Below are 19,566 nucleotides of genomic sequence, written 5' to 3' on the forward strand. Positions count from 1 at the left end.
CTGGCCGGAAAGACCAGGGGCTCGTAGATATTCATGCGACACTGGCCGCAATTTTCCATGCATCGAAAGCTTCGAGGCGATGGTAGCGAATTGTTTGTGCGGCTCGGCGACGAGATGGAACAGAGAAACAATTGCGGGTCGCTGAGTGCATGGAGACGAACCGTTGCAACGCTCCAGGTGACCGATGACCTTGCATGGTTCGCTCCCGTTTTCGAAACGGCAGATGGCTATTTTCAGCCCGATTATTGAGGCCCTTGTGCGACCAATGGTCAAGGCCGGGTGCCACTTCTGCCTTTGCTGCACCGTAGGAGCGGAGCTTATCGGTGATGATCCGTTTGGGAGCAAAGCTATAGCGCTTCATTAACGCCACGAGCAGTCGCTTTGCCGCCCTTTTATCACGCCGCTTCTGCAAGATTTCTTCGAGAACGGAGCCATGTTGATCCACCGCACGCCAGAGCCAGAATTTCTCTCCAGCGCATTTGACGACCACTTCGTCCAAATACCAAATATCGCCGGGGCGCGCCTGACGCCGCCGCAAGTTGCGTGTGATCTGGGGGCCGAACTTGGCGATCCAACGACGAACTGTCTCGCATGATACGTCGATTCCACGCTCAAGCAGCATTTCTTCAACTTCACGCAGACTAAGGTTGAACCGCAGATAAAGCCACACCGCATGAGCAACGATCTGTGGCGGAAAACGGTGACGCTTGAAGATGATATCTGATGTCTGCATCGCCAAAATTTACGCCCAAACCGTCAGGAAGGCAACTGTAGCCCAGTTAACGTGACAACGCCGAAATTTCTGTTCAAGACCTCAGTGAAGCTTGAACTCGCCTTCGACGCGGCGCCATTCATTCGGTCCGATCAAGCACTGATGCGTATAGCGGACAGAATGGAGCGGGCCTTCAAGCCTGGACTGCCAGAAATCCAGGAACCTGTGCATCTCAGGAAAATCGGGTGCCAGATCGTAGTCTTGCCAGACATAGGTCTGCAGCACGGATTCGAAATCAGGAATGCGATAGAGGATGTGCGCGGTGGTGAGGCCGTAGCCTTTGAGCTGACGTTCCAGATCCGATGAGAATTGCATGCTTCATCTCCGTTTCATGACACTGTGAAGTGTGTCGCAAAATTTCACGACCATCAACTGATTTTTAAACGCAATCGCGCCGTTTATTGTTCCTTTCCAGTATGTTAGTAGCATCAGAAGACGAGTGCTAATTTTTTCGTCTCTCCCTCTTGAAATCGAAAAATCTCAAAACCAGATCATTTTGCGCAAAATGCTCGACTTGAGGTTTTGCACCCGCCCGGACCGATCATTCGGTCCGGGCAGAGGGAACAACGTCATCATTTTTGCTCAACGGAGGAAAACATGTCGTTCCGACCGCTACATGATCGCATTCTCGTCCGCCGGGTCGAATCCGAAGAAAAGACCAAGGGCGGCATCATCATTCCCGACACCGCCAAGGAAAAGCCGCAGGAAGGCGAGGTCATCGCCGTTGGTCCCGGCTCGCGCAATGAGTCCGGACAGATCCAGGCGCTCGACGTCAAGGTAGGCGATCGCATCCTGTTCGGCAAATGGTCAGGCACCGAGATCAAGATCAATAGCGAAGACCTGCTGATCATGAAGGAAAGCGATGTCATGGGCATCATCGAAGCCCAGGCCGAGCAGAAAAAGGCCGCCTGAGGCGATACCAGTCAATCCAACCCATCCGTCAGATAGCTGCCTATTGAGGAGTTAAAGAAATGGCTGCGAAAGAAGTCAAGTTCCACACCGATGCCCGTGAACGCATGCTGCGTGGGGTCGATGTGCTCGCTAATGCCGTGAAGGTCACCCTCGGCCCCAAGGGTAGAAACGTCGTCATCGACAAGTCCTTCGGCGCCCCTCGTATCACCAAGGACGGCGTTTCGGTCGCAAAGGAAATCGAGCTTGAAGACAAGTTCGAGAACATGGGCGCGCAGATGCTGCGCGAAGTTGCCTCCAAGACCAACGATCTTGCTGGCGACGGCACCACAACGTCTACCGTTCTGGCCCAGGCAATCGTCAAGGAAGGCGCCAAGGCCGTCGCCTCCGGCATGAATCCGATGGACCTGAAGCGTGGCATCGATCTCGCCGTCGATGCGGTTGTCAAGGAGTTGAAGACCAACGCCCGCAAGATCACCAGCAATTCCGAAATTGCTCAAGTTGGTACCATCTCTGCCAACGGAGATACCGAGATCGGTCGTTATCTTGCCGAGGCGATGGAGAAAGTCGGCAACGAAGGTGTTATAACTGTCGAAGAAGCCAAGACCGCTGAAACCGAACTCGAAGTCGTCGAAGGCATGCAGTTCGATCGCGGCTATCTCAGCCCCTACTTCGTCACCAACCAAGACAAGATGCGGGTGGAACTGGAAGATCCCTATATCCTGATCCATGAGAAGAAGTTGTCGAACCTGCAGGCGATGCTGCCGGTTCTCGAAGCCGTCGTCCAGTCCGGCAAACCGCTCGTCATCATCGCTGAAGACGTTGAAGGCGAAGCGCTTGCAACCCTCGTCGTCAACAAGCTACGCGGCGGTCTGAAGATCGCTGCCGTCAAGGCTCCGGGCTTCGGTGACCGCCGCAAGGCCATGCTGGAAGATATCGCCATCCTGACGGGCGGCACAGTCATCTCCGAAGACCTCGGCATCAAGCTCGAAAACGTCACGCTCAACATGCTCGGTCGGGCCAAAAAGGTGGCGATCGAGAAAGAGAACACCACCATTATCGATGGTGTCGGTTCCAAGGCGCAGATCGACGGTCGAGTTGCCCAGATCCGCGCCCAGATCGAGGAAACCACCTCTGACTACGACCGCGAGAAGCTGCAGGAACGTCTTGCCAAGCTTGCCGGGGGCGTCGCTGTCATCCGTGTCGGCGGGTCCACGGAAGTCGAGGTCAAGGAAAAGAAGGACCGCGTCGACGATGCGCTGCATGCCACCCGTGCGGCGGTCGAAGAAGGCATCTTGCCGGGCGGCGGCGTCGCGCTGCTCCGCGCCGTCAAGGCACTCGACAATCTCACAACCGCCAACCAGGACCAGAAGGTCGGCGTCGAAATCGTCCGCCGCGCGATCGAAGCGCCGGTGCGCCAGATTGCCGAGAATGCCGGCGCCGAAGGTTCGGTGATCGTCGGCAAGCTGCGCGAGAATACCGACTTCTCCTACGGCTGGAACGCCCAAACCGGCGAATATGGCGATCTCTATGCCCAGGGCGTGATCGATCCGGCCAAGGTTGTGCGCACTGCGCTGCAGGACGCAGCCTCGGTTGCCGGTCTTCTGGTGACAACGGAAGCGATGATCGCAGAGAAGCCCAAAAAGGAAGCCACTCCAGCCCTGCCGGCTAGCGCCGCCATGGATTTCTAAGCGATTGTCTTTGGCTCGCCCCCGCTGGGGGTGAGCCTCTAATGAGGAGATAAACATGGTTCAGACTACAACCAAGCGCTCACCCCAACCACTCTATTCCAGAGACCTTGTTGTCTGTCAGAGGGTTTTCGATGACATTCGATCGAGAGCTGGAGTTACCAAGGAAACTGAGGAAGCGGAGCGGATGGCGGCCATCACTGTGGAATTATACAGGCAAGGTGTTCGCGAACCGAGCCATCTAGAAACAATGGTCGAGGCCGCGCGAGGCGTGTTCGATCACCGGGCGTACTAACGACCTGCGCCACATGCAACCGAAACCATCCGCCTGGCATCAAAGGGGGGCAAGCTATGAGAAAGGAAAGATTGGAAAATTTGATTCCGGAGAAACCAGCAGCAATTAGCGCCGAGCATCTGCATCATCCGGTCCAACATTTCGGTCATCCCCGAGACGTTCTTGCAGCCGACGATATCGACATAGACGAGAAACGCGCCATTCTTGCGTCGTGGGCATCCGACATCTTTGCCATCGATTCCAGTCCGGCTCTTCGCCTTTATCCTGGAACCGATAAGGCCGTCTCATATGACGAAATCATCGAAGCGCTGAAGACGCTTGACGGCACAGTTACCTTAACTCTGGCGCAAGCATAAGCTGCGAAAATAGGCCATGATCGAATCTCGTTCCTCACTTTATCGCCAATAGGCACTGTTACGTTAACCTGAGCAAGTCCGCAATTTTGTCTATGACGCTGAAATTATGCAGCTTTCAGGCATGCGATTTCACGCCACATGTTTGTGGCGGTCTGACGCAGCTCGCGATGGTCTGCTGAGGAGAGAAGGTCGCGGGGAAAGTAGTGGAGATTGTAGACCGGGTCGTGAATGGATGTGAAGCGTTGCACGTGTCGCGCTGATTTAAAGCGCTTCATGACCCGCTCTCGTCGTCGGATGGGCTGGTGCGAATTCTCAGCGCGGTTGTTCAAGCCTTTGTGCTGACGATGATCGCAAACGCTCATCCCCAGTTCTCGTTTGGCAGCGCCATAAGACCTCAGCTTATCGCTAACCATGACGCGCGCTGAACAGCCCTGGCTACGCAGAAGTTTACGCATGAAACGCTTAGCAGCCTTGGTATTGCGGCGCTTCTGAACAAGAACATCCAGTACAAAGCCATCCTGATCAACCGCGCGCCACAGAAAATGCTTCTCACCCTTGATCGTGATGACCATTTCATCAAGGTGCCATTTATCACCAAGACGTGGGGTACGGCGACGGATCGTATTGGCATATTCACGTCCAAACTTCTCCGCCCATTCATGCACCGTCTTGTGGGTGACGAGGATCCCACGGTAAGCCAGCATATCTTCGACCATGCGAAAGCTAAGAGGAAAGCGATAAGCTACGGAACTTAAGCTATCACATTGCGTTAAAAGACGGGTGAAGATGCTCGCTTTGAACCGGAACACTGGCCAATTCTCACATTTTTCCGCGAACTTAGCGGTCTTCGGGGCTCAAATATCGATCCGACAATTCATGAGAGGAGAAGTACCATGGCAAAGGAAAAGACCCTTGAAGACCTGTTCCACGACACTCTCAAGGACATCTATTACGCTGAGCGCAAGATCCTGAAGGCTTTGCCGAAGATGAAACGTGCGGCGCAGTCTGAAGACCTGAAGGCTGCTTTCGAGAAGCATCGCGAAGAGACGGAGGTTCATGTCGAACGACTTGTCCAGGTATTCGAGATCATGGGCAAGGCAGCGAGAGGCAAAACCTGCGACGCGATCGAAGGGATCATCGCCGAAGGCGAGGAGATCATGGAGGAGTTCAAGAATACAGCGGCGCTCGACGCCGGCTTGATTTCGTCCGCGCAGGCGGTCGAGCACTACGAAATCACCCGATATGGAACTTTGAAACGGTGGGCAAAAGAACTTGGCCTGAGCGATGCGGCGAAGCTTCTCGATCAGACGCTTCAGGAAGAGTCCAAAACGGACAGCGATCTGACGAAACTTGCGGATGCTTCGGCCAACCAACGCGCCAAGGCTGCGTGATCATGAAGCAGGGGTGCCACTCGGCACCCTTTCCAATTTGTATAGAGATCACATAACGGACGGGAGCCAGCTATGTCAGCCACCGACAAAGCCACAAATGTGCAAAAATCACTCAAGATTCATGACCAAAAGCTCGAAGCCGGCCCAGGCGGAGATCTTTATCAGATTGCCGGCGACAAGACACCTGCCATGACCACCGCGCAGGGTGGGCCGGTGTCAGACGACCTCAACACGTTGAAGATCGGCCAGCGTGGTCCTACGCTGATTGAGGATTTTCATTTCCGGGAAAAAATCTTTCACTTCGACCATGAGCGTATTCCCGAGCGCGTCGTTCATGCCCGAGGCTATGGCGCGCATGGCTATTTCGAGACGACAGCATCACTCAGCGAATATACGCGCGCAGATATTTTCCAACGGGTTGGCGAGAAGACGCCTGTCTTTGTCCGTTTTTCCACGGTTGCTGGATCGAAGGGTTCGTTCGACCTCGCCCGGGACGTCCGGGGCTTCGCCGTCAAGATTTACACCAAGGAAGGCAACTGGGATCTTGTCGGCAACAACATTCCCGTCTTCTTCATTCAGGACGCCATCCGATTCCCCGATATGGTCCACGCCGTCAAGGAGGAGCCGGATCGGGCATTCCCGCAGGCCCAGTCGGCACATGACAATTTTTGGGACTTCATCAGCCTGACACCAGAATCCATGCACATGATCATGTGGATCATGTCGGACCGCGCCATACCGCGCTCGTTCCGTTTCATGGAAGGATTTGGCGTCCATACTTTCCGCTTCGTGAATGACAGGGATCAGTCGACCTTTGTCAAATTCATCTGGAAGCCGAAACTTGGCCTCCAATCCGTCGTATGGAACGAAGCGGTCAAGATCAATGGCGCCGACCCCGATTTCCATCGGCGCGATCTCTGGAATGCCATCCAAGCGGGTGACTTTCCGGAATGGGAGCTGTGCGTGCAACTCTTTGATCAGGATTTTGCCGACAGCTTCGACTTCGATGTGCTGGACCCGACCAAGCTGATCCCGGAAGAAATCATAAAGCCCATGCCGGTTGGGCGGCTGGTGCTCAACCGCATGCCGGACAATTTCTTCGCCGAGACTGAACAGGTCGCGTTCATGACGCAGAACGTTCCCCCCGGCATCGACTTCTCGAATGATCCGCTGCTCCAGGGGCGCAATTTCTCCTATCTCGACACGCAGTTGAAAAGATTGGGCAGTCCGAATTTCACCCATATTCCGATCAATGCGCCAAAGTGTCCGTTTCACCATCTCCAGCAGGACGGCCATATGGCGATGCGCAATCCTGTCGGACGAGCAAATTACCAGCCTAATTCCTGGGGCGAAGGGTCGAGGCCTGATCCCAAGCGCGGGTTCCGGTCGTTTGCAGCGCAGGAAGACGGACAGAAAGTTCGCCTCCGACCGGAGAGCTTCGCCGACCATTACAGCCAGGCGCGGCAGTTCTATCTGAGCCAGACCGCTGTGGAGCAAAAACATATCGCCATGGCGCTGACCTTCGAACTGTCGAAGGTGGAAACACCTGTGATCCGTGAGCGTGTTGTGTCTCATTTGCTCAACATCGATGCCAACCTTGCGGAAACGGTCGCCGGAAAGCTCGGCATCCGCAAGATGCCGAAGGCTGCGGATGCAATGGTGCCCGTACGTGACAATCTTGCTCCGTCTCCTGCACTCAGCATTATTGAGAACGGACCCGGCAGCTTCAAGGGCAGAAAGATCGGCGTGTTTGTCGCCGATGGCACGGATGCACAGGTGCTCAAGGGTATCCGGCACGCCGCGGAGAAGGAAGGCGCAATGGTGGAACTGGTTGCGCCGACGGTCGGAGGTTTCGAAGCATCCAGCGGCGATTGGATGGAGGCCGACCATATGATTGACGGTGGTCCATCCGTATTGTTTGATGCTGTAGCGCTTGTGTTATCTGAAGAAGCGGTCAACAGGCTTATCGGCGAGTCCACTGCAAGAGACTTTGTTGCAGACGCTTTTGCCCACTGCAAGTTCATTGGCTTTACCGCAGGCGCGATGCCGCTGCTCACCAAGGCCGGTATCGAGCCCGAAATGGACGAAGGGCTGATCCCGCTCGACAATGCAAGGGCGGCCACCGATTTCGTCGCGTCTTGCCGTAAGCTTCGCTTATGGGCGCGTGAAGATACCGTCAAGCTCTGATCTCGCAGCATACAATTGATGTGAAGAGATGTTCGAAGTGCAAACACAAGCGGCCCGGCCCAGCCGGGCCGTTTACCGCGCGTATTAGAATGTGGAGAAATTGGTAATCGCCCATGAAGAACATTGCTATCGTCGGCACCGGACCGACCGGGATCTATACTTTCTTTTCGCTGCTCAAATTCGCAGAGCCAATGTCCATCTCGATCTACGAGAAGGAAGATGAAGCTGGCGTAGGCATGCCATATAATGACGATGAGAACAGCCGGATGATGCTGGCCAACATCGCCAGCATCGAGATTCCGCCGATTACCTCGACCTATCTGGACTGGCTGCGCGAGCAGGACGAGACGCGTCTCGCTCGATACCGGGTCGACAAGGAAGGTCTTCACGATCGACAATTCCTGCCTCGCATTCTGCTGGGCGAATATTTCCGGGATCAGTTTCTGGCTCTTGTCGAGGCAGCGCGTCGAAAAGGCTTTGAAGTCGAAGTGCACGAATCCTGCGAGGTCACGGATATCGAAGCCACGGCCGATGGTGTCAAACTCTGGACTGAGGGGAAGCTCGATTCGAAACTCTTCGATCTCGTCGTCATAGCCACCGGCCACGTCTGGCCCGACGACGACGAAGCAACGCGCAGTTATTTTCCCAGCCCCTGGTCTGGACTGATCGAAACCAGGATACCGGCGTGTCAAGTGGGCATTATGGGGACATCGCTCAGCGCCATCGACGCAGCGATGGCGGTCGTTGCCCAGCACGGAAGCTTCATCGAGGAAGAAGACGAAAGCCTGCGCTTCGACCTTGACCCGGACAGTAAAGGTCTGGCGATAACGCTTATGTCCCGTTCTGGCATCCTGCCAGAAGCGGATTTTTATTGCCCGATCCCGTATGAGCCCTTACAGATTGCTACGGAGCAGGCGATCAACAGGGAGATCCAGACTGACGAGAGTGGCTTGCTTGACAGGATATTTGCCCTGGTCGCGCGCGAAATCGAGGACGCCGATCCGGCCTGGAGCGAGCGTGTTTCGCTTTCGAAGCTCGACGCTGACAGCTTCGCTGATGCCTACTTTGCCGACCGCCAAAACCACGATGCGTTCCGCTGGGCAGAATACAATCTCAAAGAAGTCGAGCGCAACAAGCAGGAGAAGCATACCGTCCCCTGGCGCTATGCAATCCTTCGGCTGCACGAGGTCGTGCAAGAGATTATCCCGCATCTCAATGAAGAGGACCGCGAGCGGTTCGATACAGGACTCTGCAAGGTCTTCGTCGACAACTATGCCGCCATCCCGTCGGAATCGATCCGCAGGCTGCTGGCGCTGCGCAAGGCTGGCCTGATAGACGTCCTCGAACTTGGGCACGATTACGACATGGACGTAAGGGAGGATCACACCGTCATCGCCATTGGCTCGGCAATACGGACATTCGACGTGTTCATCGACGCCCGAGGCCAGAAGCCACTCAAGACGAAGGATTTACCGTTTCCGTCACTGCGCCGGCAACTCGTTTCGGTCGGAGAGGATATTCCGGACGTTTCAGACGACTACACTTTGCTGGCACCGGACATTGCACGTGGCAAGATTGCGTTCGGCGGGCTGCCGTATCTGATGCACGACCAGCCTTTCGTGCAGGGAATTACGGCAAGTGCCGACATTGGAGCATCAATGGCCACTGCTGTCAGTGAACTAACACACCGAACGCGCCGGCGGCTTCCTTTCATTGATCTCTCCTGATCGAAGCTGAAACATTGATGGGTCAGACAGATACGCCGATGCGAGCGCTCTGGATTATATCTTCGATCAATTCACGCCTTGCACGTTCTCTCGCGACACTGTCGTTTAACCGCAAGATATAGGATGGATGCCAGGAGATCAGCACCGGTCCACCATGTAACCCGAATTCAGCCTGACCGCGTCGCGAAGTAAGAGGAGCGTTGTTATCCCTCAGAGCGAACGCCGCAGAAGCCCCCAACGCAACCACCATGCGTGGACGGATGAAAGCCAGCTCAAGCCCAAGCCACCAGCGACAATGCAGAATTTCCTGCCGGTCAGGATTTTGATGCAGGCGGTGCTTGCCACGCGGCGTGAACTTAAAATGCTTGACTGCATTTGTCAGCCATGTCTGCCTAACTTCTGCTCCTGCTGCAACCATGGCTTCACGCAAAAGGTGACCTGCCGGACCTACGAACGGTCGACCTTCCAGATCCTCACGATCACCCGGCTGTTCTCCTACAATCATGAGCTCAGCGTCTTCGGGCCCCTCACCCCAAACAGTCTGGGTTGCGGCCTCGCATAATCCACATCGCCGACAATGTCCGGCAGCCACTCGCGCTTCGACCATTGTCTGAGGGAATTCGGCGGCACTGTTACGCGCAGTTGGAACAACATCAGCGCACCCTTGATGTAACAGAATGGCTGGTGTGGTTTGGGCATACCGTGCTCGCAGCGCAACAACTGACGCTCAAGCGGGTGCGCTTTTATATTGCCAAAGCGCATTTCTATGACCGGTTCCGGGGTGCACTCAATCCTCGGCAAGAAAAAGTCGTCGCGCGGTTGTTTGAAGCCGGGCCCGAAGGCTTTGTGGGCGGCTTAAGTGCTGACAATTATCTGGCCATTACCAAAACCTCACGTGCCACCGCGACCCGTGATCTGCAGGACCTGGTCGACAAGGGCGCGCTGACGCGCAGTGGCCAGTTGCGGTTGTAACCGGGGCAGATTTGTTGGCAGTTCTTTTGTTTTTGAGTCGAAGTCAGAAATATCAAACACTGTGCATATCGCGAGTTTCGCATCGATATTTCATGCCTATGGGATTCCTGATTTTGGCAAATCATGATTCTCTTTTGGTATGCCGAAGAGAACGCTTCCCTCGCCCAAGCATGCTGACACGCTTTCACTGAATGCGTTGCGCAGTCTGGTCACAGGTCTGGTTGAGAAAGCAGAACATGCAGAGGCTCGTCTTGAGAGACTGGAAGCTGAGAATGCAGCACTCCGTAAGGAGAATGCCGAGCTTCGTCTGGAAAACACCCGGCTTAAGGTTGAGAACCAACTCCTTCGCGATGAGATTGCTCGGCTGAAAAACCTGCCACCACGACCACCGTTCAAACCGTCAGGCATGGACAAGGCCACAGACGCGAAGGCGCAGGATAAACAGCCAAGCAAAAAGAAACCACGTGGACCAAAACGGGATGTCGAACGCGTTGACCGTGATGTTGTTCTTCATGCCAATGCTCCGGTTGGATCACGTTTTAAAGGTTACAAAAGCTGTTACGTTCGGGATGTGGTTTTGCGCGCTGAGGTTATTCATTACCGGCGTGAATGCTGGGTGACCCCGGACGGTAAAACAATCTTTGCGCCGCTGCCTACAGGAATCGTCGGAGGTTACGGACCTAGGCTCAGGACCCATTGATTTCAGAAAGGAGAGGTGATTCAGTTTCGTTTGAGGAGGCTGATCAATGAGTAATCTTTACTGGCTGAGCGAAGGACAAATGTCACGCCTTCGCCCGTTTTTTCCCAAGAGCCATGGACGTCCACGCGTTGATGACAGGCGTGTCTTGAGTGGAATTATCTTCATTCTTCGCAATGGGTTACGGTGGTGTGATGCCCCTCGGGAATACGGGCCTTGTAAAACGCTCTATAATCGTTGGAACCGTTGGTGTCACAAGGGGATATTTGCGCAGATATTTGAAGGCCTGTCTTCACAATCATCAGTCGGCAAGACTGTGATGATGGATGCGACCTATTTGAAAGCACACCGTACGGCTTCAAGCCTACGGTTAAAAAAGGGGGCGCTGGACGCCTGATCGGTCGGACGAAGGGTGGCATAAATACCAAGTTGCATGCCGTCACCGATACGCAGGGGCGTCCCATTTGTTTCCATGTCACGGCAGGGCAAATCAGCGACTATAAAGGAGCAGCAGTTCTAATCGATAAACTGCCGAAGGTTGACTGGCTTCTTGCAGACAGAGGCTATGATGCTGACTGGTTCAGAAAACGGTTAAAAGACAAAGAGATAAAGCCGTGCATACCGGGGCGCAAAAACCGCAAGAAGGCTATCAAGTATGACAAACGCCGATATAAACGGCGCAATCGTATCGAAATCATGTTTGGCAGACTGAAAGACTGGCGAAGAATTGCTACCCGTTATGATCGCTGCCCGATTGTGTTCCAAGCAGCAATAGATCTCGCAGCAGCCGTTATATTCTGGCTTGGAAAGGAATGAGTCCTGAGCCTAGGCCGTCACTATGATCGGTGGAAAGAGATTCTGGCTCTAGCGTGCAATTGATGCAGACAGCGATGTTTTTGATATTCTGTCTGAAACGCGTCGAAACCCCAAAGCCGCCAGGCATTTCTTTTCAAAACTGATCAGATAATTCCGTCAGCGACGCGGTGCTGTGACACACAAGTTGCGCAGCTACGTCAATCCGATATAAAACCTAGCGTCAGTTGCCGGAACAGCGTGCTCATAAAGGCCTGAATAATAAAATTGATAACTCACATCGCCTAAGCTGAAAACAGGAAAAATGATGAGGCGGTTTAAATCATCGCGTCAGGCGCAACGATTATTTTCGGCCTACTATTATATCAACATGATATTCCGTCCTCGCCGCAACAATCTCATCACCATATCCAACCGCAATGCACGCACCGATTCATTTGCATTATAGCGTGAGTACACTACTACAATAGTCACTTGAAAACACAGACTCAAGCGACTTGAAGCCTTAATGAAACGACTTGGCAATGCCTTTGAGAATCTGCATCTCGAAACGCTAACAAATTTGCTACTTCCATTTGTCAAGTTATGAGTAATCCAAAAGGCTCATGAGGAGTATTCAAGGGGGAGTTTAGGAGGAATCTATGAAAATCACGGCGTTAGAAACTGTGCGCGTGGCAGAACGCGCGAACCTGCTTTGGGTTCTTGTTCATACAGACGAGGGGATCACGGGGCTTGGCGAAACGTTTTTCGGTGCGAAAACTGTTGAAGCTTACATTCACGAGTATGTTGTACCCCGAGTTATTGGACGCGATCCTCTGGAAATCGACCGTTTGGCGTCCGATCTTGTGGGATATGTCGGCTTTCGTTCATCGGGCGCGGAAGTGCGCGGTAACTCGGCTTTTGACATTGCGTTGTGGGACATTTTCGGCAAGGCAACCCACCAACCTATAGCTCAGCTTCTGGGAGGTTTTTCGCGACGCGAAATTCGAACATACAACACGTGTGCCGGCACAGAATATATCAAGAAGGCAACTGGCCAGACCACAGCTAATTATGGCCTTTCGACCGGTCGCGATTATGATGATCTGAATGGCTTTTTACACAGGGCAGATGAATTGGCCCACTCTCTTCTTGAAGAGGGCATCACGGCTATGAAAATCTGGCCCTTTGATGCAGCTGCGGAAAAAACGCGCGGTCAATATATAGCATCGTCGGATATGATAGCAGCGCTTGAGCCTTTTGAAAAAATCCGCAAGGCCGTTGGTGACCGGATCGATATTATGGTGGAGTTCCACTCCATGTGGCAGCTTTTGCCCGCGATGCAGATCGCAAAAGCGCTGACGCCTTATGGCACTTTCTGGCATGAAGATCCGATCAAGATGGATAGTCTCTCCAGTCTCAAACGCTATGCAGACGTTTCTCCCGCGCCCATTTCCGCATCTGAAACGCTGGCCTCGCGATGGGGCTTTCGCGATTATCTTGAAACCGGCGTTGCGGGCATTGTCATGCTGGATATTTCGTGGTGCGGCGGATTGTCTGAAGCGCGAAAAATTGCGTCGATGGCTGAAGCGTGGCATCTGCCTGTTGCTCCCCATGACTGTACTGGTCCAGTGGTGTTGTGTGCTTCGACCCATCTATCGCTTAATGCGCCGAACGCACTGGTGCAGGAGAGTGTCCGTGCCTTTTATCGGACCTGGTATCGCGATCTTGTCACGGCTTTGCCAGAGGTGAAGAACGGCACGATTACGGTGCCCCCCGGCCCGGGTCTTGGTATGGCATTAAACCCGGATCTGGACAAAGCATTCACGGTAAGTCGCCGGGTTTCAGATACAGCCTCGATATAAGGTCGAACAATTTAACTTACAGTCATGATCGGAGGCTCCATGTCTGCCACCACACAACCACACCACGGCGGTAGCGCCATGTTAGCAATCGCCGGACCGGCTATTATGCTTGTCGGCATGCTGATGTTTTCATTAAACGATGCAATGGGTAAATGGCTTGTAGCCAGTTACAGCGTTGGTCAGGTTATTCTCATTCGTAGTGTTGCGGCGCTTATAATTTTGGCACCCTTTCTTTGGCGGGCTGGGCTTCAACCCATTGTGAGAGCGGAAAAACCTTTGTTGCAAGCAGCACGTGTTTTCTTTTCGACCTTGGAGGTCTTTGCGTTCTACTATGCGGTGATGTATCTGCCGCTGGCTGATGTTATGACATATTGGTTGGCCGCACCGATCTATGTAGCAGCAGCTTCGCCTTTTCTGCTTGGCGAAAAAGTTGGCTGGCGTCGCTGGGCAGCCATTAGTATAGGCTTCGTGGGGGTAATTATCGCGCTTAATCCTTCCAGTGCCATGTTTACCACGCCCGCGATTATTGCGATTGTCGGTACGGTTGCCTTTGCTTTCATGATGGTCTCAGGCCGCAGCCTACGCGCCACACCGGACAAAACGCTGGTTTTCTTTCAATTAATAGGTGCGCTGATCGCGGGCTTCATTTTTGCGCCATTTGACTGGCGGCCGATGGAAACGTCTACCGATCTTGTACTCATGCTGCTTTTGGGAATCGTTGCTATGGCTGCGCATATGCTCGTTAATCGCGCATTGAAAATATCCGATGCGGCAACGGTCGCTCCATTGCAATATACGCTTTTGTTATGGGCTGTGCTGTTTGGCTGGATGTTTTTCGGAGATGTTCCGAGAACAAGCATGATGATCGGCGCAGTGCTCATCGTGGGGTCAGGGTTGTTCATCTTCTTCCGCGAACAACGGGTAAAGCGGGAAGCCTGAAAGCGTATTCTTTATCTATCAAAAATCTCTCAATGAAAACCCGCGGTGAACAAACGCCGCGGGTTTTATATTTGCATTGATGCTTAGATTTACTTGCGCAGATCAGCGAGGATGCTCTGAACGCGGTCCACGATATCTGGGCCGATGTCAGCCTTATGCTTTTCGTAGATCACCTGAGACTTTTCGAGGATGCGGGCATGTTCTTCAGGCGTGATCGTGTTGAATTTTACGCCAGCCGCTTCGATTTTTGCCAGCGACTTCTTGTTGAGTTCGGCAATCACGCTGCGTTCGACATCGCGACCAACACTGGCACATTCCTTCAGAGCAGCCTGTTCTTCAGGAGAATAGGTATTGAAGATAGGCTTGGAGAACAAGAAAAGGAACGGTGTGTAGGCGTGTTTTGTTTCGGAAACATATTCCTGCACTTCATAAAATTTAGAGGTGTCAATTGTCACATAGGGATTTTCCTGTGCATCAATAGCCTTTGTTTCCAGCGCAGAGAAAACTTCACCAAAGGCCATTGGAGTGGCATTGGCGCCAAAATTTTTGAATGTATCGAGGAAGATATTGTTCTGCATAACGCGAACTTTCATACCTTCAAGATCTTCCCATTTGTTGACTGGGCGCTTGGAGTTGGACAGGTTGCGGAAGCCGTTCTCCCAATAACCCAGATTAACCAGACCTGCCGCATCGAGCTTTTCATTCAGAAGATCGCCGAATTCACCATCCATCACGGTATAGGCTTCTTCAGCGTTGGCGAACAGGAACGGAAGATCGAAGACGCCGAGTGCGGGAACAATGCCGACCAAAGGCGAAGAGGACGTGACAACGGCTTCCTGTACGCCAGAACGCAGAGCCTGCGTTGCCTGAAGATCGCCGCCTAAAGCGCCACCCCAGAATGCGGTCAACTTCAGCTTTCCATCCGATTTTTCATCAAGACATGCTTGCATTGCCTTGATGCCGTCGCCGACCGGGTGATCAGCATTGATGCCATTGGAGACGCGGATGTTGCGGCTCTTGAATTCAGCCTGTGCTGGTGCAATGGCAAAAGTTGCAACGGCAGAAACCAGTGCGGTTGTTGCGATTAGGAATTTTCTCATAAGTATCCTCCCAGAGTTATAGAAAGTAGAAGAAACCAGTGACTCAATAGAGCCAGCTGGCAGGAACAAGAACGAGACTTGGGAACAGAACCAGAAGGAGCAGTACGCAAATCTCGGCAATTAAGAACGGAAAAACGCCTGTTATGACACGACCGAGCGGCACGCGGCCAACGCCGGAGACGACGTTCAGCACAACACCAACCGGTGGTGTGAGAAGGCCGATAGATGTATTCATAATAAAGAGAACGCCGAAATAAACAGGGTCAATACCTGCTTTTTGGATAATCGGCATCAGAACCGGCGTTAAGATCAGGATCGTGGGTGTCAGATCAAGTGCTGTACCCACAACCAGAACCAGAAGCATGATCACGAAGAGCAACAAAGTCGGACGGTCGATCAGTGGTTCGATATAGTTGCTGATCTCAGCCGGAATATTCGCTGCTGTAATAAGCCATGCAGACACGAGAGCCGCGCAGACAAGGAACATAACAACAGACGTTGTTTTCGCGGCTCGAAGAAACACGTGACCAAGATCGGTTATCTTGAGTTCGCGGTAAATGAACATGCCCACGAAGAGGGCGTACATCGCTGCAACAACCGCCGCCTCAGTGGGCGTTACAATTCCGGCCCGGATGCCACCCAGAATGATGACGGGCATGCCAAGTGCCCATGCAGCGCGACCACTGGCTTTCAGGCGCTCTTTGCCTGAAACGCGAGGAAGAGTTTCGACTTTGTCCTTCCGGACAACCAACAGCCAGGTGATGATGAGAGAGATTCCCATCAAGACACCGGGGAAGATGCCTGCCATGAAAAGTTTTGTGATGGAGACATTGGCGGCGACACCGAAGACAATGAAGGCCATTGAAGGTGGAATAACCGGCGCAATAATGCCGCCTGCAGCAATAAGGCCGGCAGAGCGAGGAACATTATAACCCGCCTTGGCCATCATCGGAATGAGAATGGCAGCAAGTGCTGCAGTGTCGGCCGCCGCAGAGCCGGAAATAGACGCCATGATGATGGCCGCGAAAATTGCGACGATGCCCAATCCACCGCGAATATGACCAACGCAGGCAATTGCAAAATCAATGATACGACGGGATAGGCCGCCTGAGTTCATCAACTCACCAGCGAGAATGAAGAAAGGGATCGCGAGCAGAGTGAATGTATCAGCACCCGCAATCATGTTCTGGGCAATGATCTGCGTATTGAACATGTCCATGTGCCACATCAGCGCGACACCACAGAGCATAAGTGCAAAAGCGACCGGTACGCCGATGGCCATGGCGCCGACGAGCGATCCAATGAATACGAGAAGAGTCATCAGGCACGCTCCGAGAGTTTTTCAATGCTGGTATGTTCACCCGCGAAGGCAGAAATTTCGTCTTCGGTGATGCGGCCCGTTACAATGCGGAACAATCTTTCAAGCGAAATCAGGAAAATGCCAGCACCCGTGAACAACCCGATGCCGTAGACCCAGCCCATGGAAAGACCGCTCACGGGCGCGACCATAGAGGCGTTGATAGGCAACTGCTGCCAAGTTCCCCAAAAGAGGACTGCTGAAACACCCATGATAACTAGATTGGAAACGCTCATGAGAACTATTCGACCGGTTCGCCCAAAGCGTTGTACGACCGTCTCAACGCCCATATGCAGGTTTTCACGGTGTGCAACGACGGCACCAATAAAGGTCAGCCACACAAAAAAGTATCGGGACATTTCATCGGAAATGGCAATGCCTGAATTCATGCCATAGCGAAGGACAACATTGATGAAAACCATCAGTGCCATGCTTGCCAGCGCCAAAATCATAAGCAGCGCCAGAAATCGGAAAAACAGATCAGTTAGCTTCTTGATCATGACATCATGCCTTTTGTATCCGGCGCAGAAACCCGGTCGAACAAAATAGCATTTTGCACATTGGCAGGCAAAATTCTGAGTGCACTCAGCGAATGCTTTGAATTCAAGCGACCCTCCTCCCCATAGCCTCCCTCCAATGGAAGCTACAATTATTTGTTTCCTGTCTCCGGCACAGGGAAACATACGACTCAACATTTAGCGACAAACAGGTCGCTTGCTGGCCTTCTCCTCCACATGGAACAAGGCTATGCTCACTTTAAAAGACAGCGGCCTCCAACACCGATGCTGCCTTATTGTCAGGATGTCTGACAACCGTGCCAACTGTTTTAGTTGGAGTTTGTTTCCCTGTCCAGAACTGAAATTACGTGTTCAGTGATCGTCTGTTGCAGCTTAATTTTAAACGGTTGTCTGCATTATAAGCGGACCCGCAAAAAACAACGATAGGGATTGAGCGTCGCTCCGCGCTTCGCAGCAACGCATGCAGGCAAACATTCCAAACATATTATTTACGCAGATTCCGCCACATGCAGCACGCCTGCGTATATTCTTCAGGCGGTTGTTTGAGAATTCGCAGGAAAGCTCAATTGACAGCCCGGATTCATCGCGTGAGCCGGATCAATTGCAGTCTTGATCTTGCTCAGCAACTGCCTGCGAATATCAGGCAAGCGTTTTTCAAAATCTGGACGCTTCAGGCGACCAATCCCATGCTCTGCACTGATTGAGCCTTCATAACGTTCGAGCACATCATTGATGATGTTTTTGGCTGCATAAATGCAGGCATCAGTCTCTTTGCGATCAAGCATCACAGGCGGCAGAACATTGAGGTGAACATTGCCGTCGCCAACATGACCGTAAGACACGCAAATGCACTCTGGAAGAGAAGCATAAACGGCAGCTTCTGCGTCACGGACAAAATCGGCGAGGCGCGACAATGGCACAGAAACGTCTGTCCGCAGATGCGGCCCACGCTTGGCCTGCCCTTCATTCATTCCTTCGCGGAACAGCCAAAGTTTACGGGATTGGTCATGCGAAGTTGCAATGACCCCGTCGACAACAAGACCATCCTGCATGACGTTTTCAAGAAAACGCTGCATGAGGTCTTCAATATCTATCAGGCCGGAGCCGGAAATTTCCACCAGTACATAGGCCGGGTAATTTCCGTCCATCGGCATGGCCAAATCCGGCATTGCTTCGCGTGCCAGAGTGAAGGCAAGAGGCGGCATGAACTCGAATGCCGAGATCAAGTCGCAACAATCATATCGTGCGCGGCGATAGAGCGCGATCGCATCATCAAGAGAATTCAGTCCGAGCAGCGCGGTCGTGACCTGTTCAGGATGCGGCATAAGCTTGACGGCAACGGCTGTAATGATGCCCAAAGTGCCCTCAGCACCGATGAACAGCTGCTTCAGGTCTATACCGCGGTTATCTTTGCGCAGCGTTGAAAGGCCATCGAAGATGGAGCCATCCGGTAGCACAACCTCCAGACCGAGGACGAGTTCACGCGTCATGCCATAGCGCAGCACATTAATGCCGCCTGCATTGGTGGACACATTTCCGCCAATGCGACAAGACCCTTGTGCGCCCAGCGCAAGTGGAAAGAACATTCCAGCCGCTTCAACCCTGTCCTTGAATTCCGACAGAATGCAGCCAGCCTCGACGACTGCCGAAAAATCATCGGCATCAATGCTGCGCACGTTTGTCATGCGCTCAAGGCTTAGAACAACCTGCGTTGCAGGGGAATCGGGTATTGCTCCAAGCACAAGACCGGTATTGCCGCCTTGCGGGACAATGGAAAGTCCACGCGCGCTCACCGCTTTTATGCATGCGGATACATCTTGTGTCGAACGCGGACGCAGCACCGCAAGAGCACTGCTAATCACATCATCGTGCCAGTCGCGGCAAAAGCGATCCATATCGTCGCCGGAAAGAACAAGGTCTGTTCCCAATTGAGCGATTAGCGCCTGCACATGATCTGATGCGGTGTCAGCGGCGCTCGTGGGTCTGATTTCCAGTTGCATG

At 53.1% G+C, this 19,566-nt stretch carries 18 protein-coding genes and 2 pseudogenes; 12 read left to right on the forward strand and 8 right to left on the reverse strand.

Annotation, left to right across the window (positions count from 1 at the left end):
* Positions 1-31 precede the first annotated feature (31 nt).
* Together RI570_RS18070 and RI570_RS18075 are read right to left on the reverse strand one after the other, a co-directional pair.
* Positions 32-733 carry an IS6 family transposase gene (locus RI570_RS18070; RefSeq protein ID WP_313830130.1) on the reverse strand — a complete coding sequence of 234 codons (702 nt, stop codon included), beginning with the start codon at positions 731-733 and terminating at the stop codon, positions 32-34.
* An 81-nt stretch (positions 734-814) separates the two neighbouring features.
* Positions 815-1,087, reverse strand: coding sequence for an aspartate-semialdehyde dehydrogenase (locus tag RI570_RS18075; protein ID WP_313830138.1), 273 nt, complete (start codon positions 1,085-1,087; stop codon positions 815-817).
* Positions 1,088-1,369: 282 nt separating this feature from the next.
* Between RI570_RS18075 and RI570_RS18080 the strand changes: the two genes are divergently transcribed.
* From RI570_RS18080 to RI570_RS18095, 4 genes and pseudogenes are all read left to right on the forward strand, one after another.
* On the forward strand, positions 1,370-1,684 hold the full coding sequence (locus tag RI570_RS18080; RefSeq protein ID WP_313830139.1) for a co-chaperone GroES: 315 nt from the start codon (positions 1,370-1,372) through the stop codon (positions 1,682-1,684).
* Positions 1,685-1,743: 59 nt separating this feature from the next.
* Positions 1,744-3,372, forward strand: coding sequence for a chaperonin GroEL (gene groL, locus RI570_RS18085; protein ID WP_313830140.1), 1,629 nt, complete (start codon positions 1,744-1,746; stop codon positions 3,370-3,372).
* A gap of 55 nt (positions 3,373-3,427) precedes the next feature.
* Positions 3,428-3,664, forward strand: a complete 237-nt coding sequence (locus RI570_RS18090; RefSeq protein ID WP_313830141.1) for a hypothetical protein — start codon at positions 3,428-3,430, stop codon at positions 3,662-3,664.
* Between the two features lie 56 nt (positions 3,665-3,720).
* Positions 3,721-3,987: pseudogene (locus tag RI570_RS18095) on the forward strand (hypothetical protein); the annotation flags it as partial.
* Positions 3,988-4,124: 137 nt separating this feature from the next.
* Here RI570_RS18095 and RI570_RS18100 read toward each other — a convergent pair.
* Positions 4,125-4,760, reverse strand: a pseudogene (locus RI570_RS18100) (IS6 family transposase); the annotation flags it as partial.
* Between the two features lie 153 nt (positions 4,761-4,913).
* Between RI570_RS18100 and RI570_RS18105 the strand changes: the two are divergent.
* The 3 genes from RI570_RS18105 to RI570_RS18115 all read left to right on the forward strand — a co-directional run bounded on the left by RI570_RS18105 (position 4,914) and on the right by RI570_RS18115 (position 9,325).
* Positions 4,914-5,411: a ferritin-like domain-containing protein gene (locus RI570_RS18105; RefSeq protein ID WP_313830142.1), complete on the forward strand. Its 498-nt coding sequence runs from the start codon at positions 4,914-4,916 to the stop codon at positions 5,409-5,411.
* A 72-nt stretch (positions 5,412-5,483) separates the two neighbouring features.
* Entirely contained in the window at positions 5,484-7,598 is a 2,115-nt protein-coding gene (locus RI570_RS18110; protein ID WP_313830143.1) for a catalase, read from the forward strand.
* Between the two features lie 113 nt (positions 7,599-7,711).
* Entirely contained in the window at positions 7,712-9,325 is a 1,614-nt protein-coding gene (locus RI570_RS18115) for an FAD-NAD(P)-binding protein (RefSeq protein WP_313830144.1), read from the forward strand.
* Between the two features lie 22 nt (positions 9,326-9,347).
* Here the strand turns inward: RI570_RS18115 and RI570_RS18120 are convergent, their stop codons facing one another.
* Positions 9,348-9,932: a UdgX family uracil-DNA binding protein gene (locus RI570_RS18120; protein WP_313830145.1), complete on the reverse strand. Its 585-nt coding sequence runs from the start codon at positions 9,930-9,932 to the stop codon at positions 9,348-9,350.
* Between the two features lie 35 nt (positions 9,933-9,967).
* Here RI570_RS18120 and RI570_RS18125 point away from each other — a divergent pair, with 35 nt between their 5' ends.
* The 5 genes from RI570_RS18125 to RI570_RS18145 all read left to right on the forward strand — a co-directional run bounded on the left by RI570_RS18125 (position 9,968) and on the right by RI570_RS18145 (position 14,590).
* Entirely contained in the window at positions 9,968-10,297 is a 330-nt protein-coding gene (locus RI570_RS18125) for a hypothetical protein (protein WP_409558702.1), read from the forward strand.
* Between the two features lie 139 nt (positions 10,298-10,436).
* The gene (locus RI570_RS18130; protein WP_313830146.1) at positions 10,437-10,997 is read left to right on the forward strand and encodes a hypothetical protein; all 561 of its coding nucleotides are present in this window, start codon (positions 10,437-10,439) and stop codon (positions 10,995-10,997) included.
* A gap of 46 nt (positions 10,998-11,043) precedes the next feature.
* Positions 11,044-11,810 (forward strand): IS5 family transposase gene (locus RI570_RS18135; protein WP_313829875.1). Its coding sequence is split into 2 segments (ribosomal slippage): positions 11,044-11,364 and positions 11,367-11,810, totalling 765 coding nucleotides; the frame shifts between segments, so codons are not numbered across the junction.
* 638 nt (positions 11,811-12,448) lie between these two features.
* Complete coding sequence (locus RI570_RS18140) at positions 12,449-13,651, forward strand: mandelate racemase/muconate lactonizing enzyme family protein (protein ID WP_313830147.1); 1,203 nt, start codon at positions 12,449-12,451, stop codon at positions 13,649-13,651.
* A gap of 39 nt (positions 13,652-13,690) precedes the next feature.
* Positions 13,691-14,590 carry a DMT family transporter gene (locus RI570_RS18145; protein ID WP_409558703.1) on the forward strand — a complete coding sequence of 300 codons (900 nt, stop codon included), beginning with the start codon at positions 13,691-13,693 and terminating at the stop codon, positions 14,588-14,590.
* A gap of 89 nt (positions 14,591-14,679) precedes the next feature.
* Here RI570_RS18145 and RI570_RS18150 read toward each other — a convergent pair whose 3' ends face one another.
* From RI570_RS18150 to RI570_RS18165, 4 genes are all read right to left on the reverse strand, one after another.
* On the reverse strand, positions 14,680-15,690 hold the full coding sequence (locus tag RI570_RS18150) for a TRAP transporter substrate-binding protein (protein ID WP_265985923.1): 1,011 nt from the start codon (positions 15,688-15,690) through the stop codon (positions 14,680-14,682).
* A gap of 43 nt (positions 15,691-15,733) precedes the next feature.
* A complete protein-coding gene (locus tag RI570_RS18155; RefSeq protein WP_313830148.1) occupies positions 15,734-17,011 on the reverse strand; it encodes a TRAP transporter large permease subunit in 1,278 nt (425 codons plus the stop codon).
* Positions 17,011-17,547: a TRAP transporter small permease gene (locus tag RI570_RS18160; RefSeq protein ID WP_409558704.1), complete on the reverse strand. Its 537-nt coding sequence runs from the start codon at positions 17,545-17,547 to the stop codon at positions 17,011-17,013. Before RI570_RS18160 ends, RI570_RS18155 begins: the two co-directional genes overlap by 1 nt.
* Before the next feature lie 548 nt (positions 17,548-18,095).
* Positions 18,096-19,565 (reverse strand): FAD-binding oxidoreductase, encoded by a 1,470-nt coding sequence (locus RI570_RS18165; RefSeq protein WP_313830149.1) that lies wholly within the window; start codon positions 19,563-19,565, stop codon positions 18,096-18,098.
* Position 19,566: the final 1 nt, after the last annotated feature.

The organism is Brucella pseudogrignonensis, assembly GCF_032190615.1.
Taxonomy (GTDB): domain Bacteria; phylum Pseudomonadota; class Alphaproteobacteria; order Rhizobiales; family Rhizobiaceae; genus Brucella; species Brucella pseudogrignonensis_B.

Coding starts and splice junctions, on each gene's coding strand:
- RI570_RS18115 (WP_313830144.1), top strand. CDS start 7,712: ATGAAGAACATTGCTATCGTCGGCACCGGACCGACCGGGATCTATACT.
- RI570_RS18150 (WP_265985923.1), bottom strand. CDS start 15,690: ATGAGAAAATTCCTAATCGCAACAACCGCACTGGTTTCTGCCGTTGCA.
- RI570_RS18155 (WP_313830148.1), bottom strand. CDS start 17,011: ATGACTCTTCTCGTATTCATTGGATCGCTCGTCGGCGCCATGGCCATC.
- RI570_RS18090 (WP_313830141.1), top strand. CDS start 3,428: ATGGTTCAGACTACAACCAAGCGCTCACCCCAACCACTCTATTCCAGA.
- RI570_RS18070 (WP_313830130.1), bottom strand. CDS start 733: ATGCAGACATCAGATATCATCTTCAAGCGTCACCGTTTTCCGCCACAG.
- RI570_RS18145 (WP_409558703.1), top strand. CDS start 13,691: ATGTCTGCCACCACACAACCACACCACGGCGGTAGCGCCATGTTAGCA.
- RI570_RS18140 (WP_313830147.1), top strand. CDS start 12,449: ATGAAAATCACGGCGTTAGAAACTGTGCGCGTGGCAGAACGCGCGAAC.
- RI570_RS18105 (WP_313830142.1), top strand. CDS start 4,914: ATGGCAAAGGAAAAGACCCTTGAAGACCTGTTCCACGACACTCTCAAG.
- RI570_RS18110 (WP_313830143.1), top strand. CDS start 5,484: ATGTCAGCCACCGACAAAGCCACAAATGTGCAAAAATCACTCAAGATT.
- RI570_RS18130 (WP_313830146.1), top strand. CDS start 10,437: ATGCCGAAGAGAACGCTTCCCTCGCCCAAGCATGCTGACACGCTTTCA.
- RI570_RS18075 (WP_313830138.1), bottom strand. CDS start 1,087: ATGCAATTCTCATCGGATCTGGAACGTCAGCTCAAAGGCTACGGCCTC.
- RI570_RS18080 (WP_313830139.1), top strand. CDS start 1,370: ATGTCGTTCCGACCGCTACATGATCGCATTCTCGTCCGCCGGGTCGAA.
- groL (WP_313830140.1), top strand. CDS start 1,744: ATGGCTGCGAAAGAAGTCAAGTTCCACACCGATGCCCGTGAACGCATG.
- RI570_RS18120 (WP_313830145.1), bottom strand. CDS start 9,932: ATGGTCGAAGCGCGAGTGGCTGCCGGACATTGTCGGCGATGTGGATTA.
- RI570_RS18165 (WP_313830149.1), bottom strand. CDS start 19,565: ATGCAACTGGAAATCAGACCCACGAGCGCCGCTGACACCGCATCAGAT.
- RI570_RS18160 (WP_409558704.1), bottom strand. CDS start 17,547: ATGATCAAGAAGCTAACTGATCTGTTTTTCCGATTTCTGGCGCTGCTT.